Source organism: Hansschlegelia zhihuaiae, assembly GCF_004103825.1.
In the GTDB taxonomy this organism is placed as follows: domain Bacteria; phylum Pseudomonadota; class Alphaproteobacteria; order Rhizobiales; family Methylopilaceae; genus Methylopila; species Methylopila zhihuaiae.
In genome coordinates, this window is the sequence record NZ_RYFI01000023.1 from 15863 (window position 1) to 41301 (window position 25439).

The 25439-nt window shown below is 66.1% G+C and carries 33 protein-coding genes; 32 read left to right on the forward strand and 1 reads right to left on the reverse strand.

Features of this window, described 5'->3' with window-relative positions:
• Positions 1 to 103 precede the first annotated feature (103 nt).
• From EK403_RS19090 to EK403_RS19245, 32 genes are all read left to right on the forward strand, one after another.
• On the forward strand, positions 104 to 1030 hold the full coding sequence (locus EK403_RS19090) for a DUF2493 domain-containing protein (RefSeq protein WP_128779056.1): 927 nt from the start codon (positions 104 to 106) through the stop codon (positions 1028 to 1030).
• 84 nt (positions 1031 to 1114) lie between these two features.
• A complete protein-coding gene (locus tag EK403_RS19095) occupies positions 1115 to 1369 on the forward strand; it encodes a FitA-like ribbon-helix-helix domain-containing protein (RefSeq protein WP_128779057.1) in 255 nt (84 codons plus the stop codon).
• A complete protein-coding gene (locus EK403_RS19100) occupies positions 1366 to 1788 on the forward strand; it encodes a type II toxin-antitoxin system VapC family toxin (protein ID WP_128779058.1) in 423 nt (140 codons plus the stop codon). Before EK403_RS19095 ends, EK403_RS19100 begins: the two co-directional genes overlap by 4 nt.
• A gap of 281 nt (positions 1789 to 2069) precedes the next feature.
• On the forward strand, positions 2070 to 2237 hold the full coding sequence (locus EK403_RS22535; protein ID WP_164919683.1) for a hypothetical protein: 168 nt from the start codon (positions 2070 to 2072) through the stop codon (positions 2235 to 2237).
• A gap of 132 nt (positions 2238 to 2369) precedes the next feature.
• On the forward strand, positions 2370 to 2810 hold the full coding sequence (locus EK403_RS19105) for a hypothetical protein (RefSeq protein ID WP_128779059.1): 441 nt from the start codon (positions 2370 to 2372) through the stop codon (positions 2808 to 2810).
• Between the two features lie 571 nt (positions 2811 to 3381).
• On the forward strand, positions 3382 to 3708 hold the full coding sequence (locus EK403_RS19115) for a DUF736 domain-containing protein (RefSeq protein ID WP_128779060.1): 327 nt from the start codon (positions 3382 to 3384) through the stop codon (positions 3706 to 3708).
• A gap of 270 nt (positions 3709 to 3978) precedes the next feature.
• Positions 3979 to 4245, forward strand: coding sequence for a helix-turn-helix domain-containing protein (locus EK403_RS19120; protein ID WP_128779061.1), 267 nt, complete (start codon positions 3979 to 3981; stop codon positions 4243 to 4245).
• Positions 4246 to 4341: 96 nt separating this feature from the next.
• On the forward strand, positions 4342 to 4602 hold the full coding sequence (locus tag EK403_RS19125; RefSeq protein ID WP_128779062.1) for a DNA -binding domain-containing protein: 261 nt from the start codon (positions 4342 to 4344) through the stop codon (positions 4600 to 4602).
• A gap of 128 nt (positions 4603 to 4730) precedes the next feature.
• Positions 4731 to 4985, forward strand: coding sequence for a transcriptional regulator domain-containing protein (locus EK403_RS22770; protein WP_128779063.1), 255 nt, complete (start codon positions 4731 to 4733; stop codon positions 4983 to 4985).
• Positions 4951 to 5493: a DUF2285 domain-containing protein gene (locus tag EK403_RS19135; RefSeq protein ID WP_206659591.1), complete on the forward strand. Its 543-nt coding sequence runs from the start codon at positions 4951 to 4953 to the stop codon at positions 5491 to 5493. The genes EK403_RS22770 and EK403_RS19135 overlap by 35 nt, the downstream gene beginning before the upstream one ends.
• A 136-nt stretch (positions 5494 to 5629) precedes the next feature.
• Entirely contained in the window at positions 5630 to 5911 is a 282-nt protein-coding gene (locus EK403_RS19140; RefSeq protein ID WP_128779064.1) for a helix-turn-helix transcriptional regulator, read from the forward strand.
• Between the two features lie 114 nt (positions 5912 to 6025).
• Positions 6026 to 7090 (forward strand): replication initiator protein A, encoded by a 1065-nt coding sequence (locus EK403_RS19145; protein WP_245479798.1) that lies wholly within the window; start codon positions 6026 to 6028, stop codon positions 7088 to 7090.
• The gene (gene parA / locus EK403_RS19150; protein ID WP_128779066.1) at positions 7087 to 7740 is read left to right on the forward strand and encodes a ParA family partition ATPase; all 654 of its coding nucleotides are present in this window, start codon (positions 7087 to 7089) and stop codon (positions 7738 to 7740) included. The genes EK403_RS19145 and parA overlap by 4 nt, the downstream gene beginning before the upstream one ends.
• Positions 7737 to 7988: a hypothetical protein gene (locus EK403_RS19155; protein WP_128779067.1), complete on the forward strand. Its 252-nt coding sequence runs from the start codon at positions 7737 to 7739 to the stop codon at positions 7986 to 7988. Before parA ends, EK403_RS19155 begins: the two co-directional genes overlap by 4 nt.
• Positions 7985 to 8506: a DUF2840 domain-containing protein gene (locus EK403_RS19160; RefSeq protein WP_128779068.1), complete on the forward strand. Its 522-nt coding sequence runs from the start codon at positions 7985 to 7987 to the stop codon at positions 8504 to 8506. The genes EK403_RS19155 and EK403_RS19160 overlap by 4 nt, the downstream gene beginning before the upstream one ends.
• On the forward strand, positions 8503 to 9048 hold the full coding sequence (locus EK403_RS19165; protein ID WP_128779069.1) for a S26 family signal peptidase: 546 nt from the start codon (positions 8503 to 8505) through the stop codon (positions 9046 to 9048). Before EK403_RS19160 ends, EK403_RS19165 begins: the two co-directional genes overlap by 4 nt.
• 68 nt (positions 9049 to 9116) lie before the next feature.
• A complete protein-coding gene (locus EK403_RS19170; protein ID WP_128779070.1) occupies positions 9117 to 9452 on the forward strand; it encodes a DUF736 domain-containing protein in 336 nt (111 codons plus the stop codon).
• 3 nt (positions 9453 to 9455) lie between these two features.
• Positions 9456 to 10235, forward strand: coding sequence for a lytic transglycosylase domain-containing protein (locus EK403_RS19175; protein ID WP_128779071.1), 780 nt, complete (start codon positions 9456 to 9458; stop codon positions 10233 to 10235).
• A 243-nt stretch (positions 10236 to 10478) separates the two neighbouring features.
• Positions 10479 to 12218: a relaxase/mobilization nuclease domain-containing protein gene (locus tag EK403_RS19180; RefSeq protein WP_128779072.1), complete on the forward strand. Its 1740-nt coding sequence runs from the start codon at positions 10479 to 10481 to the stop codon at positions 12216 to 12218.
• A gap of 26 nt (positions 12219 to 12244) precedes the next feature.
• Positions 12245 to 14236 (forward strand): conjugal transfer protein TraG, encoded by a 1992-nt coding sequence (locus EK403_RS19185; protein ID WP_128779073.1) that lies wholly within the window; start codon positions 12245 to 12247, stop codon positions 14234 to 14236.
• Positions 14237 to 14241: 5 nt separating this feature from the next.
• Positions 14242 to 14670, forward strand: a complete 429-nt coding sequence (locus EK403_RS19190) for a CopG family transcriptional regulator (protein ID WP_128779074.1) — start codon at positions 14242 to 14244, stop codon at positions 14668 to 14670.
• A 188-nt stretch (positions 14671 to 14858) separates the two neighbouring features.
• Entirely contained in the window at positions 14859 to 15842 is a 984-nt protein-coding gene (gene trbB / locus EK403_RS19195; RefSeq protein WP_128779075.1) for a P-type conjugative transfer ATPase TrbB, read from the forward strand.
• Positions 15839 to 16171 (forward strand): TrbC/VirB2 family type IV secretion system protein, encoded by a 333-nt coding sequence (locus EK403_RS19200; RefSeq protein ID WP_128779076.1) that lies wholly within the window; start codon positions 15839 to 15841, stop codon positions 16169 to 16171. Before trbB ends, EK403_RS19200 begins: the two co-directional genes overlap by 4 nt.
• The gene (locus tag EK403_RS19205) at positions 16171 to 16452 is read left to right on the forward strand and encodes a VirB3 family type IV secretion system protein (protein WP_128779077.1); all 282 of its coding nucleotides are present in this window, start codon (positions 16171 to 16173) and stop codon (positions 16450 to 16452) included. Before EK403_RS19200 ends, EK403_RS19205 begins: the two co-directional genes overlap by 1 nt.
• 14 nt (positions 16453 to 16466) lie before the next feature.
• Positions 16467 to 18926, forward strand: coding sequence for a conjugal transfer protein TrbE (trbE, locus tag EK403_RS19210; RefSeq protein ID WP_128779078.1), 2460 nt, complete (start codon positions 16467 to 16469; stop codon positions 18924 to 18926).
• The gene (gene trbJ / locus EK403_RS19215; RefSeq protein ID WP_128779079.1) at positions 18923 to 19690 is read left to right on the forward strand and encodes a P-type conjugative transfer protein TrbJ; all 768 of its coding nucleotides are present in this window, start codon (positions 18923 to 18925) and stop codon (positions 19688 to 19690) included. Before trbE ends, trbJ begins: the two co-directional genes overlap by 4 nt.
• A gap of 23 nt (positions 19691 to 19713) precedes the next feature.
• Positions 19714 to 19998: a putative entry exclusion protein TrbK-alt gene (gene trbK-alt / locus EK403_RS19220; protein ID WP_128779080.1), complete on the forward strand. Its 285-nt coding sequence runs from the start codon at positions 19714 to 19716 to the stop codon at positions 19996 to 19998.
• Positions 19999 to 20001: 3 nt separating this feature from the next.
• A complete protein-coding gene (gene trbL, locus EK403_RS19225; protein ID WP_128779081.1) occupies positions 20002 to 21360 on the forward strand; it encodes a P-type conjugative transfer protein TrbL in 1359 nt (452 codons plus the stop codon).
• Entirely contained in the window at positions 21357 to 22046 is a 690-nt protein-coding gene (gene trbF, locus EK403_RS19230) for a conjugal transfer protein TrbF (RefSeq protein ID WP_128779082.1), read from the forward strand. Before trbL ends, trbF begins: the two co-directional genes overlap by 4 nt.
• Positions 22043 to 23023 carry a P-type conjugative transfer protein TrbG gene (gene trbG / locus EK403_RS19235; protein ID WP_128779083.1) on the forward strand — a complete coding sequence of 327 codons (981 nt, stop codon included), beginning with the start codon at positions 22043 to 22045 and terminating at the stop codon, positions 23021 to 23023. Before trbF ends, trbG begins: the two co-directional genes overlap by 4 nt.
• Positions 23020 to 24204, forward strand: coding sequence for a TraB/TrbI/VirB10 family type IV secretion system protein (locus tag EK403_RS19240; protein WP_128779084.1), 1185 nt, complete (start codon positions 23020 to 23022; stop codon positions 24202 to 24204). Before trbG ends, EK403_RS19240 begins: the two co-directional genes overlap by 4 nt.
• A 1-nt stretch (position 24205) precedes the next feature.
• Positions 24206 to 24445 (forward strand): DUF2274 domain-containing protein, encoded by a 240-nt coding sequence (locus tag EK403_RS19245; protein WP_128779085.1) that lies wholly within the window; start codon positions 24206 to 24208, stop codon positions 24443 to 24445.
• On the opposite strand, the gene EK403_RS19250 is transcribed toward EK403_RS19245, so the two are convergent.
• Positions 24440 to 25333: a LysR family transcriptional regulator gene (locus EK403_RS19250; protein ID WP_128779086.1), complete on the reverse strand. Its 894-nt coding sequence runs from the start codon at positions 25331 to 25333 to the stop codon at positions 24440 to 24442. The genes EK403_RS19245 and EK403_RS19250 overlap by 6 nt on opposite strands.
• Positions 25334 to 25439: the final 106 nt, after the last annotated feature.

Consider the following 25439-nt stretch of genomic DNA (forward strand, 5'->3'; position numbering starts at 1 on the left):
TGCTTCGGCCCTCTCGCTTCGCTCCGGGTGCAGGTCCGTCCCGCCTGACGGCTTCGTCGCCATGAAGGCCGCGACGGTCGCGGTCCAACCGATGGAGCATCCCATGAACGGGCATGATGACGACGAACCCGAACACGCCACATCGCCGACCGACCATATCGTGCAGGAGCTTCAGCTCTACGGCTACCGACCTTCGGAAGACGAAGCCGATCCTCGACCCGTCCCGGAGGACCGCATCATCGAAGGCGCCGTCGCCGACATCTTCGACGCCCTGATCGCCACCGTGGCCGATACCAGCCTCGATCCCGACCTCGACGATCTCCTCTGGTCGACCGTCAATATGTTCCACCGCGCCGTCGAGCGGGCCGACCGCAAACTCGACGACAACGAGCAGGCGCAGAAGCGCCTCCAGCGGGAACAGGATGGCTCCGAGGTCAAATCCGTCCAGCTCGAACGCCTGATCGACCTGGGGCAATCGCTGATCGAACGGCGCGACAGCCTGGAGGTCTTCCGCGACAGCGCCGCCGACCGCTACCTTCGCGCCACCGGCTCACCCTGGTCCCAGCGCACGGGATCGCGCGTCAACCACCGCCATCTGACCGCTGCGATGATCGACAGCCGCGACTTCATCGCCGCCAAGCGCCGCGCGGAAACCGAGGTGCTCGTGCCCGCAGGGCCGAAGATCGCCTTCTCCGGCGGCGACACCGCCGACCACAAGCTGATCTGGGCCAAGCTCGACCAGGTTCACGCCAAGCACCCCGACATGGTGCTGATGCACGGCGGCTCCCCGAAAGGCGCCGAAAAGATCGCATCGCGCTGGGCGGAAACCCACAAGGTGCCACAGGTCGCCTTCAAGCCCGACTGGACGAAGCACGCCAAGGCGGCCCCGTTCAAGCGCAACGACGCCATGCTGGCGATCATGCCGATCGGCGTCCTCGTCTTCCCCGGCACCGGCATCCAGGACAATCTCGCCGACAAGGCCAGAAAGCTTGGCATCCCGGTCTATCGGTTCGGATCGGGCGGCGCATGAGCGCCGTCCGACCTTCATCTTGAAAATTGATAGCATATTCTATATTGTGCTATCACAGCCATCACCATCGGAGGAGGTGCTATCATGCCCGCAGTCACGATCCGGAACCTGTCCGACGCGACGCATCGCGCCCTCAAGGTGCGGGCGGCGCAGCACGGCCGCAGCGCCGAGGCCGAAATGCGCGATATCCTCGAAACGGCTGTCCGCCCCGACACGCGCCTGCGGCTTGGCAGCGCGCTCGCGGAACGCAGCCGCCGCCTCGGGCTGACCAATGAGGATGTCGCCGCCCTCGAACAGACCCGGGACAGGACGCCGGCAAAGCCGATGAGCTTCGAATGATCCTCCTCGACACCAACGTCGTTTCCGAGGCGATGAAGCCCGAGCCCGACGAGACGGTGCGGGCATGGCTCGACGAACAGGCCGCCGAGACGCTCTACCTCTCCAGCGTCACGGTCGCCGAACTGATGTTCGGGATCGGCGCGCTTCCCGATGGCAAGCGAAAGGACAGGCTCACCGCGGCCCTGGATGGCGTGATGGAGTTGTTCGCAGATCGTATCCTGCCGTTCGATACAGGCGCCGCACGACATTATGCCGAACTCGCCGTCAAAGCCCGCGCCGCCGGAAAGGGCTTTCCGACACCCGACGGCTACATCGCGGCGATCGCAGCCTCGCGAGGTTTCGTCGTCGCCACGCGCGATGCCAGCGCATTCGATGCCGCCGGCCTTGAGGTCATCGATCCCTGGAAGGCGGAGCAATGACGATCCTCACCGGCCACTCGGGTTGAGCCGGGCAAACCGCCGGAAACGGCTTCGCGGATAACGGACATCACGGTCTCCCGACCGGACGGCCACCCCCGCTTCAAGACGCTGATCCTTGGTCCAGCCGATGGCCTGACGCCATCAACCCTCAAGGGGTCGGACTACGCATGCGCGTGCCGCCGCTCCGGCTTCGCCGCACGCGGTGATTGCGGCCAGCGGCCGGACTCTTCGGGCGCCTGTCAGCGGGGGATGGACCTCCGCTCGAAACAGGAGCCAGGTCGATGTCCTTCCAAACCGCTCATGCGTTCGCCTTCAGCCTCGCCACCACCCTGATGGCCGTCATCGTCATCTACCGCGCCGGCGACGGCACGCTCTCGGTGACGCCAGCGGCCGAATATGACGGCGATGAAAGCGCAATCGTCGACGAAATCGACCCCTTCGCCTCGTGAGGCGAACAGGGTCGCGCCAACGGCGGGCGCCACGCATCCCGGCTCCCGCAGCGGGCTGACATCTGCTACGTTGCTTGCTGCGCCATGGTGGTGGTGGAGGCGCATCCGTCTGACATTCACGGAGACACCACCATGATCTTCATCGGCATCCTCCTCAGTATCACCGCCATCGGTTTCCTCTGCTGGCTGCTGTTCACACTCGCCGTCTTCGCGCTTCCATTCTTCGCGGGCGTGACCGCAGGCACCTGGGCCTACGGCACGGGCGCGGGATGGCTCGGCGCGATCCTTGTCGGCTTCGCGGCCGCAGGATTGACCTTCGGCATCGGCCAGCTCCTGCTCGCCACCGTCCGGCCGACCTGGGGGCGCCTGCTCATCGCCGCCGCGTTCGTCGCCCCGGCCGTGGTCGCCGGCTTCCATGCCACCCATGGCATCGTGAAGCACACCATGCCGTCCGAGGGCTGGCAGCTTGCCTTCTCGATTGTGGGGGCCATCGCGGTCGGCATCGTCGCCTTCGCCCGCATCACCGGAATGGCGGCGCCCGGCCCTTCGACCGGGAACCTGTCCCGCGCCTGACGCTGCAACGTCCGTCCGGCGAACGAGACGGCGATATGCCTCGCCGCCCCGTCATCAGGGGCAGTCCTGTAGGGAGGCGGAGACAGTGACCGGCGGCTGTGCCCCCTGTCGCGGCGGGTTGGAGCGCATCAAGGGGCGGCACCGAAGGCGCGGCCGAAAGATGTCGGCGCCGAAGCGCCCCGCCAGGGCTGGTGGGACAGGGACATGCGCCTCACGGCCAGGGCCAGGGTGAGCCCTCACCTGTGATCTCCGGTCAGGTCTCCGTGCGGAGCCCCTGAGCCGCCACCGTCTCCGCCGTCTATCCGTCCAGGGCCCGCTCCAAAACGGCCTCTTCAATGGCTTGATCTGGCCGAAGGACGGCTTCGCCTCGAGCGCCTGAGCCACAACGGCTGGTCCCGACTTTCTTCCCCTGCCGGCTGCGCCGTCATTCCTCGCGAAACAACAAAGTCGCGCCTGCGCCATCCTCCGCTGCGCTGCGGTCGCAAGCGATGTGTCGTCGCTCGCCTCCGGCCTGTCGATCGCCATCGAGGCCGCAATGGTGCGGGCTCGAAACGGAAAACGGAGACTTATCATGGCGACCATCGGCACCTTCAAGAAGACCGGCTCGAACGAATTCACCGGCGAAATCGTCACCCTCAGCGTCCAGGCCAAGGGCGTGCGTATCGTCCCCGACCTGCGCGCCAGCGGCGAGAACGCCCCCAGCCACCGGGTTCTGGTCGGCCGCGCCGAGATCGGCGCCGCCTGGTCCAAGCGCTCCAACGAGGGCCGCGACTATCTGGGCCTCAAGCTCGACGATCCGAGCTTCAACGCTCCGATCTACGCCAACCTCTTCGATGACGAAGACGGCGAGGGCTACTCGCTGATCTGGTCCCGCCCCAATGGCCGCCGCGGAGACTGAGGCGGCGCCACGAGGCCCCGGCCGAAAGGCCGGGGCCGCCTTCATATAGTCGGATCACACCGAAGACGCACCGTCTGGATTTACTGCGAAAGCCAGTCCGCAGAACCCTCGTTTCATTGGCGACAACGGTTCGAGTGCGCGAATCAGTAAGTCGGCGCCAACGCAACACGGCCATCCGACCTGGTCTTTAAGCTGGCGGAAATGGGCTAGAGCGACTAAATTAGTCGTAGTTCTGGAGCGCGCGCCGGTCGCGATGGGAGGTGATCATGCATGATCACCGCCCGACAATCCCGGGCCGCACGCGCGTTGCTGGGTTGGACGCAGGAGACGCTCGCTGACAAGGCCCGCATATCGCTGACAGCTCTCAAACGCCTCGAATCCGAAAGCGGACTCGATGTGTATGAGACGACACGCGATCAGGCACGCAGGGCCTTGGAAGCTGCTGGCATCGTCTTTCTGTCGACCGACCGAGGGCAAGGAGTGCTGCTGGTCGATGATCGCGGAAACAAGCCGAACCGATCTACCGGCCTACGCTGACCTGCGGGCAGCCAGGCTCCTCGTCATTCGCACTGGCTCCATTTCGGACCAAACTTGGTTAATAGACAGGCGTCGCGTATCCGCCGAGTCTGCACCATGATCGAACCATTCCAGGACATCGCGCCGTCGGGGCAATATCTCACCGACTACGACAAGTCGCACGTCAAACTCTACATGCGCTTGCTCGATGCAGCCGCTGACGGCGCGCATTGGGAGGAAGCCGTGCGGGTGCTGTTCGGCCTCGATCCCGCCCTTGAGCCGGAGCGCTGCCGACGCATCCACGACAGTCATCTCGATCGCGCCCGCTGGATGACACACACCGGCTATCGGCACCTCCTGCGACCGACCCACGGCTGACAGGTTCGCTAACCGGCGTGATGCCTTTTCGACATCGCGCGATGCCCTCCCCCGGGCTTCCAACACCATCTCCGTGTAGCGAACAGTGCACGCTCGACTTGCGCGCACCACGCGGGAGAGTTGATGCGATGAGGCCCGATACATCAAATTGGCGAGACGACCGCAGCTACGACTTCTTCGATACTCTGCCGATCGAAGGCCTCGCCTGGGAATGCCTTCGTAGATACCAGCCTTATCAGGCCGATTACGCCAGCCTGCTCAATGCCCGCGCCGAGACTCAGCCGCTGCCTGACGCCATGCAGCAGCGCTGGGGGTTGCGATTTCCCCGCAAGACCAGGTCGTTCCGCCATGCAGCAACAGGTGGTGTGGTCGTCGTCGAATGACCCCGCCGTCCTCTTTCTGACAACTCGGCCGAGCTTTCTGCCTTCTGCTTCAAACAGCCTCACCGACCTGTTCGTCGCGGGGCGTGACGGTCCCGAAGGATCATATTCCGGTCTTCCCGACCATAACCTCCAGGTCCTCTTTCTTCCGGGCACATCCCCATACGATCAACTTGCGGCGGTCATCCCCATCGATGACGACATCCTCGATCGTATCGATGCGCTGACACGCCTCTCGCGCGCCTGGCTCCAACGTCCGCCGCTGCGCGACACGCGCATGACTGTCGAACAGCGCCGCCGCTTTCGCCTCAAACTCCGCGCCGCCGATGGTCGCATGAACGGCGCGACCTATCGCGAGATCGCCATCGCAATCTATGGCGCGGCGCGTATCGACCCCGAACCTTGGAAGACATCGCCCCTGCGTGATGCCGTGATCGCCTTCGTCGAAGGCGGAATGACGCTCATCAATGGCGGCTATCTGCACCTGCTTCGGCATCGCCGTCGCACCTAGCCTGTGCGAACGGCAGGGGTGGGAAATTTAGCCATCCCAAGTCCCCCATCCACCCCGCCGACGGTTCTCCGCCACCGTGGTCGCTGCCAGCCGCTGATCGCCAGCGGCCCCCAGCAACCCCACGGAGGCCCGCCCCATGCGACCCGATACCGCCGCGCTCCCGCCACGCTATTTGCGGACCAAGGAAGCCGCTGAATTTCTCAGCCTGTCCGCGCGCACCCTCGAAAAGCACCGCACCTACGGCACTGGCCCGGCCTATCGCAAACTCGGCGGGCGCGTCGTCTATTCCGTCGACGATCTTGAAACCTGGGCCGATCGCGGCGCCGTGACCTCGACGTCCGATCCGCGCGGTTCCGTGCTTCCAGCAAAACGCCAGACGCTGCCGACCGGCCAGATCGCCGGCCGATACGCACGCTGATCGTGGCCGGTCCCTTTCACGGTGGTGCGGCGTCGTGACCCTTCGGAGCGTGGGCAGCTCGACCTGTTTCGCGCGCTCCCCGGTGACTTCGCGCCACGAGACGCGCAGGATCTCATGGCCTATCCCTTCTTCTCCCTTTCCAAGTCGCACCGCATCGCGCCGATCGATTTTTCGGCCGGCGACGTCTCCATCCGGGTCGAGGCCATTCCCGATCATGGCATGGCCACGATCTGGGACGCCGACATCCTGATCTGGGCCGCCAGCCAGATCGTCGAGGCCCGCGACGCCGGGCTGCGCACCTCGCGCCTTATGGCGGCGACACCCTATGAGATCCTCACCTATGTCGGTCGCGGCACATCCATGCGCGACTATCAACGGCTCAAGGCCGCGCTGGACCGGCTGCAATCGACCACCATCTCAACCTCGATCCGTCAGCCAGCCGAAGGCCGCCGTCACCGCTTCTCGTGGATCAACGAGTGGCAAGAGCGCACAGATCGCCAAGGGCGGCCGGACGGCATCGAACTCATCGTCCCCGATTGGTTCTACAAGGCCGTCCTCGACGACGCGCTCATCCTCACCATCGACCCGGCCTATTTCCACCTCACCGGCGGCCTCGATCGCTGGCTCTACCGCATCGTGCGCAAGCACGGCGGCCGCCAGCGCGGCGGTTGGCGCTTCGACCTGCGACACCTCCATCTCAAATCCGGCAGCCTGTCGCCGTTCAAACGCTTCGCCTTCGAACTGCGCGACATCGTGCGGCGCCAGCCGCTGCCCGGCTACGTCGTCTCGCTCGAGGTGGAAATCGGCGGCCGCACGCTGCTCGCATTCGAGCCGGTGGCGACCTGTGGAAAACCTGTGGATGCGGTCGTGCTATCGGGAACCCGCACTATCGTGCCATCGGGAACCCGAGGCTCGTGCCATCAGGAACCCAAACCGGCCTCAACCTCTGGAAATCGCAGGCGGATTCGCGCCCTTAACTTAGACTCTAACCAAGAATCTAACTTTGAAGAGCGCGCGCGCGATGTGGAAAACCTCATCCGCACCGCCGCAACCAACCTCCGCGCCACCGGCAAATCACCGCTCCGGGGCGCTCCTACGGCCCCGATGGGCCGTCAGGAGAGCGAGCCAGTCGTCACCGATCAGCTTCCGCTCAGTGACCGGCCCGGCGGTGCGCGATGATCGTCGCGTTCCTCAATCAGAAAGGTGGCGTCGGCAAGACGACGTTGGCGCTCAACCTCGCCGGTGAACTCGCCGGGCGCGGCGGGCGCGTCACCCTGATCGATGCCGATCCGCAGGGATCGGCGCTCGACTGGTCTGAGCAACGCAGCCATGAGGGCCTGCCGCGCCTGTTCGGCGTCGTCGGCCTGGCGCGCGATACGCTCCACCGCGAAGCGCCCGAGCTGGCACGCGATGTCGACCATGTCGTCATCGACGGCCCGCCGCGCGTCGCCGGCCTCATGCGCTCCGCGCTCCTCGCCGCCGACCTCGTTCTGATCCCCGTGCAGCCGTCGCCACTCGACGGCTGGGCCTCCGCCGAGATGCTGGCGCTGCTGCGCGAAGCACGCATCTATCGCCCGCAGCTCGTCGCCCGCTTCCTGCTCAATCGCTGCGCTGCACGCACCATCCTCGCACGCGAGACGGCCGAGACTCTGGCCGATCACGATCCGCCGCTCCTCGCCACCACCATAGGCCAGCGCATCGCCTTCGCTGCCGCCGCGCAAACTGGCCGCCTGGTCGCCGAACTCGACGACGCGGCATCGGCCGCGAACGAAATCACGGCGCTCACTGACGAACTCCTCCGTCTTCGCATCGAGCGGAGCGCACCATGAACGAGCGATCCACCCGTCGCGGCTTCGCCTCACGTCCCGCCGATCCCGAACAGTGGATCAAAGCGGCCGACAGCGCGCCGCGCGCAGCTGATCTGTCCGCCTTTACCGCCAGGCTCACCATCGACGTGACGCCGGAAATGCGCGGGCGGATCAAGATCGCCGCGTTCGGGCGCGGCGTCACCGTCGCCGACATGCTGCGCGAGCTGCTCGCGCGCGAATTCCCACCGACCCAAGGAGACCCTTCATGACTCGCATCGCGGCTCCCCGCGTGCGCGGCGGCCCGATGCCGTCGACGCTCTCCCACGACGACATGACCCATGTCGAGCTGACGTGGATCGAGAAGAAGATCGAATACTGGACCAGGTTCGGCCGCGAGGCGCACGAACAGATCCTCGACCGCCGCCGGCGTGTCGTCTCCTTCCGCCCGAACACGGTCTTCGCGTTCGTTCGATGGGCGGCCAACGACTTCGGTACGATCATCTCGCGCATCGACATCGTGCGCGCCATCGAGCCGGGCGAGCTCTACCAGACGCTGCCTTTCGTGCGGCCAGGCGGCGAAATCCTGCTCAAGATCGAGGGCTGGCCCAAGGTCGAGGACGTGCTTCGGCACATCGATGCCATCGAGGCCCTCGGCATCGAGGCCGACGCCGTGTCGCCGGATCACTGGCGGCATGTCCACAACCGGATGGCGGCAGGACATCAGCCCCGCGCCTATACGCTGGACCAGCACCGCGCCTTCCTCCTGCGCCGGAGGATGGAGCTGTGACCCGCGCCGGGCTTTTCCTCGTCATGGCGCTCGCCACGATGGGCGTCGGCTATCCGGCGCTCACGCCGATGCCGATCAAGCTCCTGTGGAACGCCTCGGCCAGCGCGCCGATCGGATTCTACACGATCGACTTCGGCAGGCCGTTCGAAGTCACCGATCTCGTCGCCGTCGATGCGCCCGAGCCGCTCGCGACCTTCCTGGCCGACCGCGGCTATCTGCCCAAAGGCGTGCCTCTGCTGAAACGCATCCTCGGCGTTTCCGGGCAGACCGTTTGCCGCTCGAACCTCACCATCACGGTCGATGGCGTCGAGATGGGCGATGCGCTGGAGCGTGACCGCGAGGGGCGCGACCTGCCGGACTGGCAGGGCTGTCGCCGCATCCCGACCGGCGAAGTCTTCCTCATGAACTGGCAGGTCCGCGACTCTCTCGACGGTCGCTACTTCGGCCTGACCTCCACCGACCAGATCATCGGCCGCGCCGTCCCGCTGTGGACCGACGAGGAAGGCAACGGCCGCTTCGAATGGCGCGCGCGGACGCGGTGAGCGCGCGACCAACGGCGTTTGCACCGCCGTCCATCTCATCACCGCAGCACAATCGACAGGAGTTCCGCATGACACAGATCGGAGAGTTCACACGGCAGAAGTCCGGCTATTCCGGCCATATCCGCACGCTCAGCCTCGACATCGCGGTCGCCATCGTGACGGCGGGGGCGAACGACACCGAGAACGCGCCGGACTACCGCGTTCACGCCGAGAGCGACGAAGGCCCGGAGATCGGCGCCGGCTGGAAGCGTTCCAGCGAAAAAGCCGGCGATTACGTCTCGATCCAGCTCGACGATCCCACGTTCCCGCAGCCGATCCGCGCCAACCTCTTCCAGAACGGCGACGACAAGACGTCCTGGTCGCTGCACTGGTCGCGTCCGCGCGACCGCGCAGAGAAGGACTGACCGATGCCCGCTCGCCGTCCATCGACGAGCCATCGGAGTGCGCGCGGGCGGCATCAGTCCGCCCGGCGCATGGCTCTCCTTCTCCTTTCCGGCCTCGCCCTCGCAACCGATGTCGCCGGCGCTGCTCTCGCGCAATCGGCGCCAGCGCCGCGCACCGCGCCCGGTGATCCGCACGCTGCTTTCGTCACCGAGGCCTCGCAGCGCTTCGGCATCCCCGAGCACTGGATCATCGCCGTCAAACGCGCCGAAAGCGCCGGCGATGTGCGCGCCGTATCCTCTGCCGGCGCGCTGGGGCTGATGCAGGTCATGCCCGACACCTGGGCCGCGCTTCGTCTTCGCTATGGTCTCGGCCGCGATCCCTATGACCCGCGCGACAACATTCTCGCGGGCGCCGCCTACCTGCGCGAAATGTTCGACCGCTACGGCAATGTCCCGGCGATGCTCGCGGCCTATAATGCAGGCCCGGCGCGCTACGACGATTACCTCCAAAGGGCGCGCGCGCTGCCCGCCGAAACACGGGCTTACGTCGCGTTGCTGGCTCCACAGCTTGGCGCGACATCGCCTTTGAACGCGCCGTCCGTTGCGCCGCCACCGCCACCGGATTGGCGTGAAGCGCCGCTCTTCGTCGTGCGTTCCGCCGACGCTCGTTCAGCTGCATCCTCACCGGACAACGCGCATTCGGACGATAGCCGCTCTTCCGTCGCGGCGCGTTCGTCCGATGCCGCCGACGGTTCGAATGCCCCCCTTGTCGTCGCTCGCGCCGACGGGAGAGCGCCCCGATGAGAGCGGGCAGCACCCTTCGCACTTTATCGTATCCCCGCGTGGCCTGGAGAGCGCGAGGGGCAGAGGCAGGCCAAACAACCGAACGATGGCGAGATAAAAAGGCGCACGGTGCGCTTCGGTCGGACGGTTGTTTTTGCTCAGATTTTTGGGGCGTTCCGCACGGTGCCGCGCTTTCGCGCACCGTGCGGAGTGCTCCCATCTCCCTGACTTTCCATACTCTTTTGCACCGTGCGAGCCCCCGCCGTGGCCGATGACAGCGAATTTCGCGTCCGACCGGGGCGCATCCGCTCGACCCGTGCGCAGCAAGCCCGCCCCTTCATCGCGCAGGCGCTCGGCGCCGCACAGAAGGCCGGGGGCCGCGTCTCCCGCTCCGGCAAGATCACGCCGGGCAACCGCTCGCGCTTTGGGCGCGGTCAGCGCGCCAGTATTCAAGCCAACCGCCTGCTCACCGGCCGCTCGCGCATCGTCGTCATCAAGACCCGCGTCGTGCGTCACTCCGCGCGCGCCGCGCCGCTGACCGCTCACCTGACTTACCTGCGCCGCGACGGCGTGACCCGAGACGGGGAGAAGGCGCGGCTGTTCGGTCCCGAAGGCGACGACATGGATGCCCGCGATTTCGGAGAACGTTGCGAGGATGACCGGCACCATTTCCGCTTCATCGTCTCGCCCGAGGACGCGGTGGATTTGGCCGACCTCAAAGACCACGCCCGCGAGTTGATGGCGCAGATGGAAAAGGATCTGGGCACGAAGCTCGATTGGGTCGGCGTCGATCACTGGAACACCGACAATCCCCATATCCATATCATCCTGCGCGGGCGAACCGACGACGGCCAGGACCTCGTAATCTCCCGCGACTACATCAAGGAGGGAATGCGCGCTCGCGCGCAGGATCTCGTGACCCAGGAACTCGGCCAGCGAACCGATCTGGAGATCAGTCGCAATCTCGAGCGGCAGGTCGAAGCCGAACGCTGGACACAGCTCGACCGGCAGCTTGTCCGCGATGCCGGGAAGAACGGCATCATCGATCTCGCTCCGCAGCCCGGCCCGCGGCCCGACGAATTCCATGCGCTGAAGGTCGGCAGGTTGCGCGCCCTGGAAGTCCGTGGCCTGGCCGGACAGATCGGGCTCCAGCAATGGTTCATCAAGCCGGAAGCGGAGACGGTTCTTCGTGAACTCGGCGAGCGCGGCGACATCATCAAGCGGATGCACCGCGCGCTCACGGAAAGCGGCATCGAGCGCGGCTCGGGAAACTACGTCCTGGCCGGGGAAAGCCTCGACGTTCCAGTCATCGGCCGTCTGGTCGAGCGCGGCCTCGACGACGAGTTGAAGGGGACCGCCTATGCCGTGGTCGATGGCGTTGACGGCCGCACCCACCACATCAAGCTGCCGCATCTCGACGCCGCCGGTGACAGCCCGCCCGGGTCGATCGTCGAGCTACGCGCCTTCGAAGATGCACGGGGCGAACGCCGCGTCGCGCTCGCGGTCCGCTCCGATCTCGATCTCCAGCATCAGGTGAACGCCTCGGGCGCGACCTGGCTCGACCGACAATCCATCGCCCGCGAGCCGGTCGCCGTGTCGGACGGCGGGTTCGGCGCCGAGGTGCGGGACGCAATGCGGCAACGTGCCGAGCATCTGGTCCGCGAAGGTCTCGCCGAGCAGCAAGGTCGGCGCATCGTCTTCAGCCGTAACCTGATCGAGACGCTTCGCCGCCGCGAAGTGGATGCCGTTGCCGACAAGCTGGCGAAAGAGACCGGCCAGCCGTTCAAGCCGGCCGGCAATGGCGAATATGTCGCCGGCACATATCGCCAGCGCATGACGCTCGCATCCGGCCGCTTCGCCATGATCGATGACGGCCTGGGCTTCCAGCTCGTGCCCTGGTCGCCGTCCCTCGAAAGCCAGCTCGGCAAGCACGTCTCGGGAGTCGCCCGCGGCGACGGCGGCGTCGACTGGAGTTTCGGCCGCAAGCGGGGGCTCGGCCTCTGATCACCTAAGAAGAAAGGACCGCCGCAATGTCCGCGACCAAAATCCTGTGGGGGCAGATCGCCGTTGTCTTCCTGATCGTGCTGCTCACCACCTGGGCGGCAACGCAATATGTGGCATGGAGCCTCGGCTCTCAGGCGCAGCTCGGCTCGCCCTGGTTCGCCCTGTTCGGTGTGCCGATCTACTATCCACCGGCGTTTTTCTGGTGGTGGTATTTCTACGACGCCTATGCGCCGGAGATCTTCGCCAAAGGCGGGATGATCGCGGCATCGGGCGGATTCATCGCCATCGCCGTCGCCATCGGCATGTCGGTCTGGCGCGCCCGCGAAGCGAAAAGCGCCGCGACCTACGGCTCCGCCCGCTGGGCCGAAAAGGAAGAGGTGAAGGCGGCGGGCCTGCTCAGCCCCGATGGCGTCGTGCTCGGCCGCTATGAACGCGACTATCTCCGGCATGACGGCCCCGAGCATGTTCTGTGCTTCGCGCCGACCAGATCGGGCAAGGGCGTCGGCCTGGTCGTGCCGTCCCTGCTGACGTGGCCGGGCTCGGCCATCGTCCACGACATCAAGGGAGAAAACTGGCAGCTCACGGCCGGCTTCCGCGCCCGTCATGGCCGCGTGCTGCTGTTCGACCCGACCAATCCGAAATCGTCGGCATACAATCCGCTGCTCGAGGTGCGCCGCGGCGAGTGGGAAGTCCGCGACGTCCAGAACATCGCCGACATCCTCGTCGATCCCGAAGGCTCGCTCGAAAAGCGCAACCACTGGGAAAAGACCAGCCACGCCCTGCTGGTCGGCGCCATCCTGCACGTCCTCTACGCCGAGGACGACAAGACGCTCGCCGGTGTCGCAGCCTTCCTCTCCGATCCGAAGCGGCCGATCGAGTCGACGCTCGCCGCAATGATGAAGACCAGCCATCTCGGCGAAGCCGGACCGCACCCCGTCATCGCCAGCGCCGCGCGCGAGCTGCTCAACAAATCGGACAACGAACGCTCCGGCGTGCTCAGCACCGCCATGTCGTTCCTGGGGCTCTACCGCGATCCCGTGGTGGCCGAAGTGACACGGCGCTGCGACTGGCGGATCACCGACATGGTGGGCGGCAAGCGCCCCACGACGCTTTACCTCGTGGTGCCGCCCTCGGACATCAATCGCACCAAGCCGCTGATCCGCCTGATCCTCAATCAGATCGGCCGGCGTCTCACCGAGGATCTGCAAGCCAAGGCTGGGCGGCATCGCCTGCTGCTCATGCTCGACGAATTTCCCGCGCTCGGTCGCCTCGACTTCTTCGAATCCGCGCTGGCGTTCATGGCAGGCTATGGCCTCAAGAGCTTCCTGATCGCCCAGTCGCTGAACCAGATCGAGAAGGCATACGGCCCGAACAACTCCATCCTCGACAACTGCCATGTGCGCGTTTCCTTTGCGACGAACGACGAAAGGACCGCGAAGAGGGTCAGCGACGCGCTCGGCACCGCGACCGAAATGAAAGCCATGAAAAACTACGCCGGTCATCGGCTTTCGCCCTGGCTCGGCCATTTGATGGTGTCGCGCTCGGAGACCGCGCGCCAGCTCCTGACGCCTGGGGAGATCATGCAACTCCCGCCGACCGATGAAATCGTCATGGTCGCCGGCACGCCGCCGATCCGGGCGAAGAAGGCGCGCTACTATGAGGATGCCCGCTTCAAGGAACGCATCATGTCGCCGCCCGAACTGGTCCGGCCTGCAGAAGGGCGGCCGGACGATTGGAGCAAGCTGCCGATCCCTGCACGCCCGGATATGGCTGACAGCACCGCGCCGACCATCGGCAGCAGCGACGATGAGGACGCCACCGAGTCCGAACGTCGCCATCAGCCCGAACTCAACCGCGTAGCCCCCATCGAAAAGAAGGCGCCGATCGACAACGAGTTTGAGATCGACATTCCCGATGACACGGAAGACGAGGCCGCACGCAATCAGCGCCTGACCCGCGTGATGCGCGGCGTGGCGCGCCAGGTCTCGCTCGATCCCAATGACGGCATGGAGCTCTAAGCGCCATGACCGGTCACCGGAAAAAATCGAAGTTCACCGTCTATCTGGATCCTGACGTCACGCAGGCGCTCGCCAATTTCGCTGCGCGCCGGGATCAGTCGCAATCCATGATCGCCGAAGCCGCCATCGCATCGTTCCTGTCGCCGGACGATGCCGAACGCCGCGAGGCGATCGTCGCCAAACGCCTCGATCAACTCGACCGCCGTATGGCCCGCCTAGAGCGAGACCTGGGCATCGCGGTCGAAACGCTTGCGGTGTTCATCCGCTTCTGGATCACGACCACGCCAGCCCTACCCGAGCCAGCCGCACAGGCGGCGCGCGCCAAATCGAGCGAGCGATACGAGGCGTTCATCACCGCGCTGGGCCGGCGTCTCGCCAAAGGGCCGAAGCTGCGGCAGGAGATCCCGGAGGATGTCTCTGAGTCGGAGACATGACGATCTCGCGCGTCATCTGGTGAGCATTCCGGCTCCATCAAGATCAGGGCCTCGCCGCCGTTCTCCTGTATTTGCACGCCACGCTACTACGACGACCGATACTTGTTGAATCAGCCTGATTTCGGGCTCTTTTAATCACCCCGATCCGGGGACCATCTGTTTTTGCCCCGTCAGGAAGCGGGGCAAGGATGACCAGTACCAGCCAGAAGCCGGAGGCGTTCGAGCGCGGTGCGCGCATGCTGCGCACCGCGCTCGGCTCCACCATCACCCATCTTCTCGAAGACCCGGCCGTCGTCGAGATCATGCTGAACCCGGACGGCCGTCTCTGGGTGGATCGCCTCTCCGAGGGGTTGGCCGATACGGGCGAGATGCTGTCGCCCGCCGATGGCGAACGTATCGTGCGCCTTGTCGCGCACCATGTCGGCGTCGAGGTGCATCCGCGCAGCCCGCGTGTCTCCGCCGAGCTTCCTGAGACCGGGGAGCGGTTCGAGGGCTTGTTGCCGCCCGTCGTCGCGGCGCCGGCCTTCGCCATCCGCAAGCCCGCCGTCGCGGTCTTCACGCTCGACGACTATGTGGCCGCCGGAATCATGTCCACCGACCAGGCCGCGACGCTGCGTGATGCCGTGGCGGCACGCGCCAATATCCTCGTCGCGGGCGGCACCTCCACCGGCAAGACCACGCTGACCAACGCGCTCCTCGCCGAGGTCGCCAAGACGGCGGATCGCGTTGTCATCATCGAAGACACGCGCGAACTGCAATGCGCGGCACGCAACCTCGTCGCCATGCGCACCAAGGATGGGGTTGCCACGCTCTCCGAGCTGGTCCGCTCATCGCTGCGCCTACGCCCCGATCGCATCCCCATCGGCGAGGTGCGCGGCTCCGAAGCGCTCGACCTCCTGAAAGCGTGGGGAACCGGCCATCCCGGCGGCATCGGCACGATCCACGCCGGTAGCGGCATCGGCGCGCTGCGCCGCCTCGAACAGCTCATCCAGGAAGCCGTCGTCACGGTCCCGCGCGCCCTAATCGCCGAGACCATCGATCTCGTTGCCGTCCTCTCGGGCCGCGGGTCCGCGCGCCGGCTCGCTGAACTCGCCCGCGTCGAAGGGCTCGGCCCGGACGGCGACTACCGCATCACCCCCGCAACCCCCGCCAGCACAGGAGTTCCATCATGATCCGCACCACTATGCGCGTTCGCCGCTATGCCGCGATGGCCGCAGCCTTCACCTACATCAATCTCGTCCTCGTCCCCGCCGCCCATGCTTCCGGCTCGTCCATGCCGTGGGAAGCGCCGCTCCAGAAAATCCTCGAATCCATCGAGGGGCCGGTCGCCAAGATCGTCGCCGTCATCATCATCATCGCCACCGGCCTGGCGCTGGCGTTCGGCGATACGTCGGGCGGCTTCCGCAAGCTGATCCAGATTGTGTTCGGCCTGTCGATCGCTTTCGCGGCAAGCTCGTTTTTCCTGAGCTTTTTCAGCTTCGGCGGCGGGGCGCTCGTCTGATGACGACGGGCTTCGAACAGCTCGACGCCGTTCCGGGGTTCACCGTCCCGGTCCACCGGGCACTGACCGAACACATCCTGCTCGGCGGCGCACCTCGCTCCATCGCGATCCTCAACGGGACGCTGGCCGGCGCCGTGGGCCTTGGCCTGCGCCTCTGGCTCGTCGGCCTGCTGATCTGGGCCGTTGGGCATTTCGCTGCGGTGTGGGCCGCCAAGCGCGACCCGCTCTTCGTCGAGGTCGGCCGCCGGCACCTGCGCATCCCCGCTCATCTGTCCGTCTGAGGAGGCGCGTCGCCATGATGAACCTTGCCGAATATCGCCGTACCGCCGCCCGCCTCGCTGACTATCTGCCCTGGGTCGCGCTCGTGGCCGAGGGGGTCGTCGTCAACAAGGACGGCTCCTTCCAGCGCACCGCGCGCTTCCGCGGTCCCGATCTGGATTCCGCCGTGGCGGCCGAGCTGGTCGCCGTCGCCGGCCGGCTCAACAACGCCTTCCGCCGCCTCGGGTCGGGTTGGGCGATCTTCGTCGAGGCTCAACGGCAGGAGGCGTCCACCTATCCGTCCAGCCAATTTCCCGACGCCGCCGCTGCGCTCCTCGATGCCGAGCGCAAGGCCGATTTCGAGGAAGCCGGCGCGCATTACGTCTCCAGCTATTTCCTCACCATCACCTATCTGCCGCCGGCCGAGGACGCCGCGCGCACCGAAGCCTGGCTCTATGAGGGCCGCGAGCACAGCAGAGTCGCCCCGAAAGAAATTCTCGGCGCATTCGTCGATCGGACCGATCGCGTGCTGGCGTTGCTCGACGGCTTCATGCCCGAATGCGCCTGGCTCGATAGCAGCGAGACGCTGACCTACCTCCACTCGACGGTTTCGACAAAGCGGCACCGCGTCCGCGTGCCGGAGACACCGATCTATCTCGACGCGCTATTGGCGGACCAGCCGCTCACCGGCGGCCTGGAGCCTCGCCTCGGCGGGGCGCACCTGCGCATCCTCACGATCGTCGGCTTCCCGACCGCGACGACGCCCGGCATTCTCGACGATCTCAATCGCCTGGCCTTTCCCTATCGCTGGTCGACACGCGCGATCCTTCTCGACAAGACCGCCGCGACGAGGCTCCTCACCAAAATCCGCCGCCAGTGGTTCGCCAAGCGGAAGAGCATCGCCGCGATTCTGAAAGAGGTGATGACCAACGAGGCATCCGCGCTCGTGGACACCGACGCCTCGAACAAGGCGGCGGACGCGGACCTCGCCCTTCAGGAGCTCGGCGCCGACTATGCCGGCCAGACCTATGTGACCGCGACGATCACCGTCTGGGACAACGATCCGCGCATCGCCAACGAGAAGCTGCGGCTTGTCGAGAAGGTCATCCAGGGCCGCGACTTCACCTGCATGGCCGAGACCATCAACGCCGTCGACGCATGGCTGGGGTCATTGCCGGGGCATGTTTACGCCAACGTGCGCCAGCCCCCCATCTCGACGCTGAATCTCGCCCACATCATTCCCCTGAGCGCGCTGTGGGCGGGGCCGGAACGGGACGAGCATTTCGGTGCGCCCCCCTTGCTGTTCGGCAAGACCGAGGGCTCGACCCCGTTCCGGTTTTCGCTCCACGTCGGCGATGTCGGTCACACGCTCGTTGTCGGCCCGACGGGCGCGGGCAAGTCCGTGCTGCTCGCCGTCATGGCCCTGCAGTTTCGGCGCTATCCCGGCAGCCAGGTCTTCGCCTTCGACTTCGGCGGTTCGATCCGTGCCGCCGCGCTCGCCATGGGCGGTGACTGGCACGATCTCGGCGGCGATCTCACCGAGGGTGTGGCATCCTCGGTCTCGTTGCAACCACTCGCGCGTATTCACGACACGCCCGAGCGCGCCTGGGCCGCCGACTGGATCGTCGCCATCCTGATCCGCGAGGGCATCGCCATCACGCCCGAGGTGAAAGAACACCTCTGGTCGGCGCTCACCTCGCTCGCGTCCGCGCCGGTCGAGGAACGCACGATCACTGGCCTGACCGTCCTGCTGCAATCCAACGACCTGAAGCAGGCGCTGCGACCTTACTGCGTCGGCGGTCCCTACGGGCGGCTACTCGACGCGGAGGCCGAGCATCTGGGTTCTGCCTCGGTCCAGGCCTTCGAAATCGAAGGATTGGTCGGGACCGGCGCGGCGCCCGCCGTCCTCTCCTATCTGTTCCACCGCGTCGGTGATCGCCTCGACGGCTCCCCGACATTGCTCATCATCGACGAAGGCTGGCTTGCCCTGGATGATGAGGCTTTCGCCGGGCAATTGCGTGAGTGGCTGAAGACGCTGCGCAAGAAGAACGCCAGCGTCATCTTCGCCACGCAGTCGCTCTCCGACATAGACAACAGCAACATCGCGCCGGCCATCATCGAGAGCTGCCCGACGCGGCTGCTCCTGCCGAACGAGCGCGCGATCGAGCCGCAGATCACGGCCATCTATCGCCGCTTCGGCCTGAACGATCGCCAGATCGAGATCCTCGCGCGGGCGACACCCAAGCGGGATTATTACTGCCAGAGCCGGCGGGGCAATCGTCTCTTCGAGCTCGGCCTCTCTGAGGTCGGCCTCGCACTCTCTGCCGCTTCATCCAAATCGGACCAATCCGAAATCGCCCGCACCTTCGCAGAGCATGGCCGCGAGGGGTTCCTCGCCGCGTGGCTGCGCCTGCGCGGCGCCGAGTGGGCCGCCGACCTCATCCCCGATCTCACCAACCTCGTCCCCCAGCAGCCTGACAAGGAGGCACAATCATGAATACGCTTCGTTCCCGTCCGCGCGCGCTGTCGCTCGCGGCGTTCATCCTGGCGATGCCGTTGGCGGCGTCGCCCATGCTGACGACGCCCGCCGCCGCACAGTGGATCGTCTATGATCCGACGAACTACGCGCAAAATGTTCTGACGGCGGCGCGCTCGCTCGAGCAGATCAACAACCAGATCCGCTCGCTCCAGAACGAGGCGCAGGGCCTCATCAATCAGGCCAGGAATCTAGCGAACCTGCCCTATTCGGCGCTCCAGCAGATTCAGCAGAACGTCCAGCGCACCCAGCAGCTCCTTCAGCAGGCCCAGAACATCGCCTTTGACGTCCAGAGCGTCGACCGGATGTTCCAGCAGCAATATGGCAGTGTCTCGCTCTCGGCGACCGACGCCAAGCTCGTCTCCGATGCCCGCACACGCTGGCAGAACACCGTCGGCGGCTTGCAGGACGCCATGCGGGTGCAGGCCGGTGTCGTCGGCAACATCGACACGAATCGCGCACAGATGTCCGCGCTGGTCAGCCAGAGCCAGGGCGCCCAAGGCGCGTTGCAGGCGACCCAGGCTGGTAATCAGCTTCTCGCTCTTCAGTCGCAGCAGCTCTCCGACCTGATCGCGCTGATGTCGGCCAACGGCCGCGCCACCGCGCTGACGGAAGCCGAACGTGCGACGGCCGCCGCCCAAGGCCGCGAGCAGCGCCGCCGCTTCCTCACGCCGGGGACAAGCTATCAACCCGGCAACGCGCAGATGTTCGGCAACGGCAACTGAGGGCCCAGGAGGGGAGCAACGCCATGGATGGCAAGATGCTGGCCCGGTTGGGCGCCGTCGTTTTCGTATCGCTCGCGATCACGGCGACGGCGATCGAGATGGCCCGGAAGGAAACGGTTCCGGACACGGAGCACGCCCGTGCTGTCGAACCCGCGCGAGATCCGCTCCGCGACGGGCAGCGCCGGTGCCAGCAGCTTGGCCAGGCCGCCGCGAGCGATGCGGCTTGCCTCCGCGTCTGGGCCGAGAGCCGCGATCGCTTCCTCGGCCGCGCCCCGGCGCCCGCCATCCCGCCGACGAAAGGACAGTGACCGATGGGCGGCGCAGGCGTCATCGACAATTTTCTGGGGGTTTTCACCTCCTACATCAACAGCGGCTTCGGCCTGCTCGGCGGCGAGGTCGCCTTCATCGCCACGACGCTGATCGTCATCGACGTGACGCTCGCCGCCCTGTTCTGGTCATGGGGCGCGGAAGACGACATCATCGCCCGCCTGGTGAAGAAAACGCTTTTCGTCGGCGTCTTTGCCTATCTGATCGGCAACTGGAACAATCTCGCCCGGATCGTCTTCGACTCCTTCGCAGGCCTCGGCCTCAAAGCCTCCGGCACGAGCTTTACCGCACAGGATCTGATGCGCCCCGGCAAGGTTGCGCAAACCGGGCTCGACGCCGCGCGGCCGCTGCTCGAATCCATCTCCGATCTGATGGGATGGGTCGCCTTCTTCGAGAACTTCATCCAGATCGCCTGCCTGCTCTTCGCCTGGGCGCTGGTGCTGCTCGCCTTCTTCATCCTGGCGATCCAGCTCTTCGTCACCCTGATCGAATTCAAGCTGACGACGCTCGCCGGCTTCGTGCTCATCCCGTTCGGGCTCTTCGGCAAGACCGCCTTCATGGCCGAGCGTGTCCTCGGCAATGTCGTCTCGTCGGGCATCAAGGTGCTGGTGCTCGCCGTCATCATCGGCATCGGCTCAACCTTGTTCAGCCAGTTCACCGCCGGTTTTGGCGGCGTCACGCCCTCCATCGACGACGCCATGGCGATCGTCCTTGCGGCGCTGTCGCTGCTGGGGCTCGGCATCTTCGGCCCCGGTATCGCCGCCGGTCTCGTCAGCGGCGGGCCCCAACTCGGCGCCGGGGCGGCCGTCGGCACCGGCCTTGCCGTCGGCGGAGCCGCACTCGCCGCCGGTGGCGCGGCGGGCCTCGCCCTGAAAGGAGGAGCTGCAGCGATGTCGGGCGGTGCGGCCGCCGTGCGCGGCGGCGCGGCCGCGGCTGGCGGAGCCGCCGCCGCTTATAGTGTCGGCTCTTTCGGCCAGTCCGGCGCCGAAGGCGTCGCCTCCGGCCTTGGCGGTGTCGCCCGCGCGGCCGGCGCGGCGACCGTCTCGCCACTGAAACGGGCAACGGCGCGCGCGGCCGAAAGCGTCAGGTCCAACTTCACGGAAGGGGCGAAGGCCGGCTTCGGCGCGACCGGGGGCTCCTCGACCATGGGCAGCATTCCCGATTCGCAGACCGCGAGCGAAGCCGCAGCAGCGCCCCGCAACGGCCCGCCCGACTGGGCCAGGCGCATGAAGCGCCACCAATCCCTCAGCCACGGCGTCACCCTTGCCGCGCATGCCGTCCGTTCCGGCGACGGCCATGGCGGTGGCTCCTCCGTCAACATCTCTGAAAGCGACCGCATATGAACCTCTTCAAACGACCCTCCGCCCACTATGGGAAATCACCCGAGCCCGAGACGCCCTATCAGCGCGCAGCGCAGATCTGGGACGACCGCATCGGCTCTGCCCGCGTCCAGGCCAGAAACTGGCGCATCATGGCCTTCGGCTCACTGTTCCTGTCGGCGGGCTTCGCCGCCGCGCTGATCTGGCAATCGGCACGCGGCACCGTCGTCCCCTGGGTCGTGCAGGTCGATCGTCTCGGCCAAGCCCAAACGGTTGCCGCCGCGACCGCCGACTATCGCCCGACCGATCCGCAGGTGGCCTGGCACCTCGCCCGCTTCATCGAGCAGGTCAGAAGCATCCCGGCCGATCCGATCATCGTGCGCCAGAACTGGCTACGCGCCTATGAATGGACGACGGATCGCGGCGCTTCGGCGCTCAACGACTACGCCCGCACCAATGATCCCTTTACCAAGGTCGGCAAGCAGCAGATCGCCGTCGAGGTATCCAGCGTCATCCGAGCCTCTGCGGATTCCTTCCGCGTGGCCTGGACCGAGAAGCGCTATGAGGGCGGTCAGCTCGCTGGCTCCGAGCGCTGGACCGCAATCCTCACCGTCGTCGTCCAGACGCCGCGCGACGCCGAACGTCTGCGTGCCAATCCACTGGGGATCTATGTCAACGCCATCTCCTGGTCGCGGGAGATGGCCCAATGAGCGCGTCCGTCCGCAGAACCAGCTCACTGGCTTTCCGTAAACCCGCTTTGGCGATGGCGCTGCTTTGCGCGACGATGCTGGCGGGCTGCGCCACGTTCAAACCGCCCACCATCAGCTACGACAGTAACGTGCCGCCTCTGCCGGCAGTCCCGGCGCCGGTCACCGAGCAGCCGCCACGTCCACTGCACACACCACCGGCCTGGACGCCCGCTCGTGGCGGCGTCTCAGCCAGCTCGCCGACCGGCCGCGTCGAAAACGCCAACGCCGCCGCCCGTGTCGAACCGCGACGCGAGGGCTACTACAACGCCATCCAGATCTATCCGTGGAGCGAAGGCGCGCTCTATCAGGTCTATGCCGCGCCCGGCCAGATCACCAACATCGCACTCGAGCCGGGCGAAAGCCTGACCGGCGCGGGGCCGATCGCCGCCGGCGACACCGCCCGCTGGATCATCGGCGATACCGAAAGCGGGTCCGGCCTCTCGCGCCGCGTCCACATCCTCGTCAAGCCGACGCGCCCCGACATCACCACGAACCTGGTCATCACGACCGACCGCCGCATCTACATGCTCGAACTGAGGGCGGAAGCAAAACCCTATATGCCGGCCGTCGCATGGGCGTATCCGGCGCCGCCGCCATCGCAGCGCGCCAGCATCCCGGCGACACCCGCCATTCCAGCCGCCGCGGCCCGTCACTACCGATACGGCATCACCGGCGACACGCCGCCCTGGCGGCCCGTCTCCGTCTATGACGACGGCAGGCGTGTGTATGTCGAATTTCCTCGGGGCATCGCCCAGGGTGAAATGCCGCCGATCTTCGTTCTCGGCACTGACGGCGAGCCGCAACTCGTTAACAGCCGCATCTACCAGAACATCCTGATCGTGGACCGCATCTTCGGCGCCGCCGAACTGCGCCTCGGCAGCGGCAAGCAGCAGCAGGCCGTCAGGATCGTGCGAACCGATGGGAAACCTGCATCATGAGCGACACCGACCACGACAACGCCGAACCGCTGGATCAATCGACGCCCGCCGTCGATTCACCTTCCTCCATGCGCCTGCGGGCAGAGCCTCCGCGTGTCACCCGGCTGTCGCGCAGGGTGCTCGCCGGCGCGGCCGCCGTTGCTCTCGTCGGCATCGGCGGCTCTCTCATCTACGCGCTTCAAACCCGAGCCCCCGGCAAGAGCGGCGATGAACTCTATTCGACCGACAACCGCGCCACGGCCGACGGCCTGGCCGGTCTGCCACGCGACTACACCGGCCCAGTCCTTGGCCCGGCGCTGCCGGGAGACCTCGGCCGCCCGATCGTCAGCGCACAGAATCAAGGAAAGCCTGTCGTGCCGCCCGCCATGGCAGCGCCAGGGCCTGATCCCGAGGAGCAACGTCGTCTCGCCGAGTTGGAGGCCGCCCGCACCAGTCGCGTGTTTTTCCAATCCGGTCCAGCCTCGACCTCGGCACCCGCAGGCGCAAACCTCCCCGGACTTGCCGGCATGGGAGCCGGCACGCAACCGGGCGGCCAGACCGCGCAGGATCGCCAGCTTGCGTTCCTCAACGCTCCCGTCGACCGCCGCACGATTGCAGCCGATCGGATCATGGCGCCGGCGTCACCCTATGTGCTCCAGGCGGGCGCGGTCATCTCGGCCGCCCTCATCACCGGCATCCGCTCCGACCTTCCGGGGCAAATCACCGCACAGGTGACGGAGAACATCTACGACAGCCCGACCGGCCGCATCCTCGTGATCCCGCAGGGCACCCGCATCATCGGCCAGTATGACAACAGCGTCCAATACGGGCAGAGCCGCGTGCTTCTCGTCTGGAACAGGCTCATCCTCCCGAACGGCCGGTCCATCGTGCTCGAACGCCAGCCCGGAGCCGATGCCCAAGGCTATGCCGGCCTCGAGGATGGCGTCGATTATCATTGGTGGGATCTCGCCAAGGCGGCGGGCCTCTCAACGCTTCTTTCGGTCGGGTCCGAACTTGCCATCGACGATCAGGACCGGCTCCTGCGCGCCATTCGCAACGGGGGGCAGGACACGATCAATGACGCTGGTCAGCAGATCGTTCGTCGCCAGCTAAACGTCCCGCCGACGCTGACGATCCGGCCGGGCTTTCCCGTCCACGTGATCGTCACCCGCGATCTCGTCCTCGAACCCTACGGAGGCTGACATGACGAAATTGAAGCTCGGCCCGATCATGGAGGAAAAGCCGATGAAGGCGACGCTCGAATTGCCCGCGTCGCTTCACCGAGATCTCACGGCATATGCCGAGCTGCTCGGACGCCAGACCGGACAGCCGGTGCGCGATCCCGTGCAGTTGATCGTGCCGATGCTCGAGCGCTTTATTGCGACTGATCGCGGGTTCGCAAAAGCCCGCCGGGCGAAACCCATGGGTGATGCCAGCTCATAATTCTACGCCCTGGCGGCGCGCCATAATCTTGGCCATGCTGATGAAGCGCCTGAGCGCCGGATTGTCGTTCTTCGGCGACCACACGCCGCTGAAGGGCAGAACCTCGCCGGTGATCGGCCTGTAACAGATGCCCGGTATCTGGGCCGCCGTCGTCGCCTCGCTCGTGACCGTGAGCCCGCTGCCGATAGCGACAAGCGTCAACAGATTGTCGCGCCCGACAAACTGCGACTGGATTTTCGGATGGTGGCCGAGATCCGCGACCCGCTGCACCAGATAATCATGGACTTCCTGCCCAGGGGGCACGTCGCTGACAATGAAGGTCTCGTGCGCAAGCTCATGCCACGCCACTTCCTCCCGTTGAGCAAGCGCGTGCGATTCAGGCAGCACCACGAAAACACGTTCTGACCAGAAACAGGCTGTGTCGCATCGCGGCCATTCCAGGGTTCCTGTCAGAAAGGCGATGTCCATCCGGAACTGCTGGATCGCTGCGACATGCTCTGCCGGGTTGCCGTCGGCAAGCTCGATGAGAACGCTAGGATGCTCCTCGGCGAAGCGCCGCAGCAGGTTGGGGAGAAAACCGGATGCCAGCGACGAGAAGATCCCGATACGCAGATGACCTTCCTTGGCGCGACCGACCGCGTCCACGATCTCGGCGCCTTCATTGACGTAGCGAAGAACCTTTCGTGCCCTCGACAGGAGCCGCTGCCCTGCGACCGTCAGGCACACGCCGCCGCTATGGCGGTGAAACAACGCTGACCCGAGCCCGTCTTCCATGTCGCGAACCCGGCGACTGATGGTGGACTCCTGCACGCCGAGCGCCGCACTCGCCTTTCGAAAGCTTCCATGCTCGGAAGCCGCAATGAAATAACGCAGATGTCGAAAGTTCATACTTGCACCTGAAGATCGTCCGGATAGACCCCTTTTCTGGTTGCATATGACGAGTGGCGGCCAGGCCGGGCGGCCCAGTGCAGCTACAAGCGCTCAGGTTTCGTGC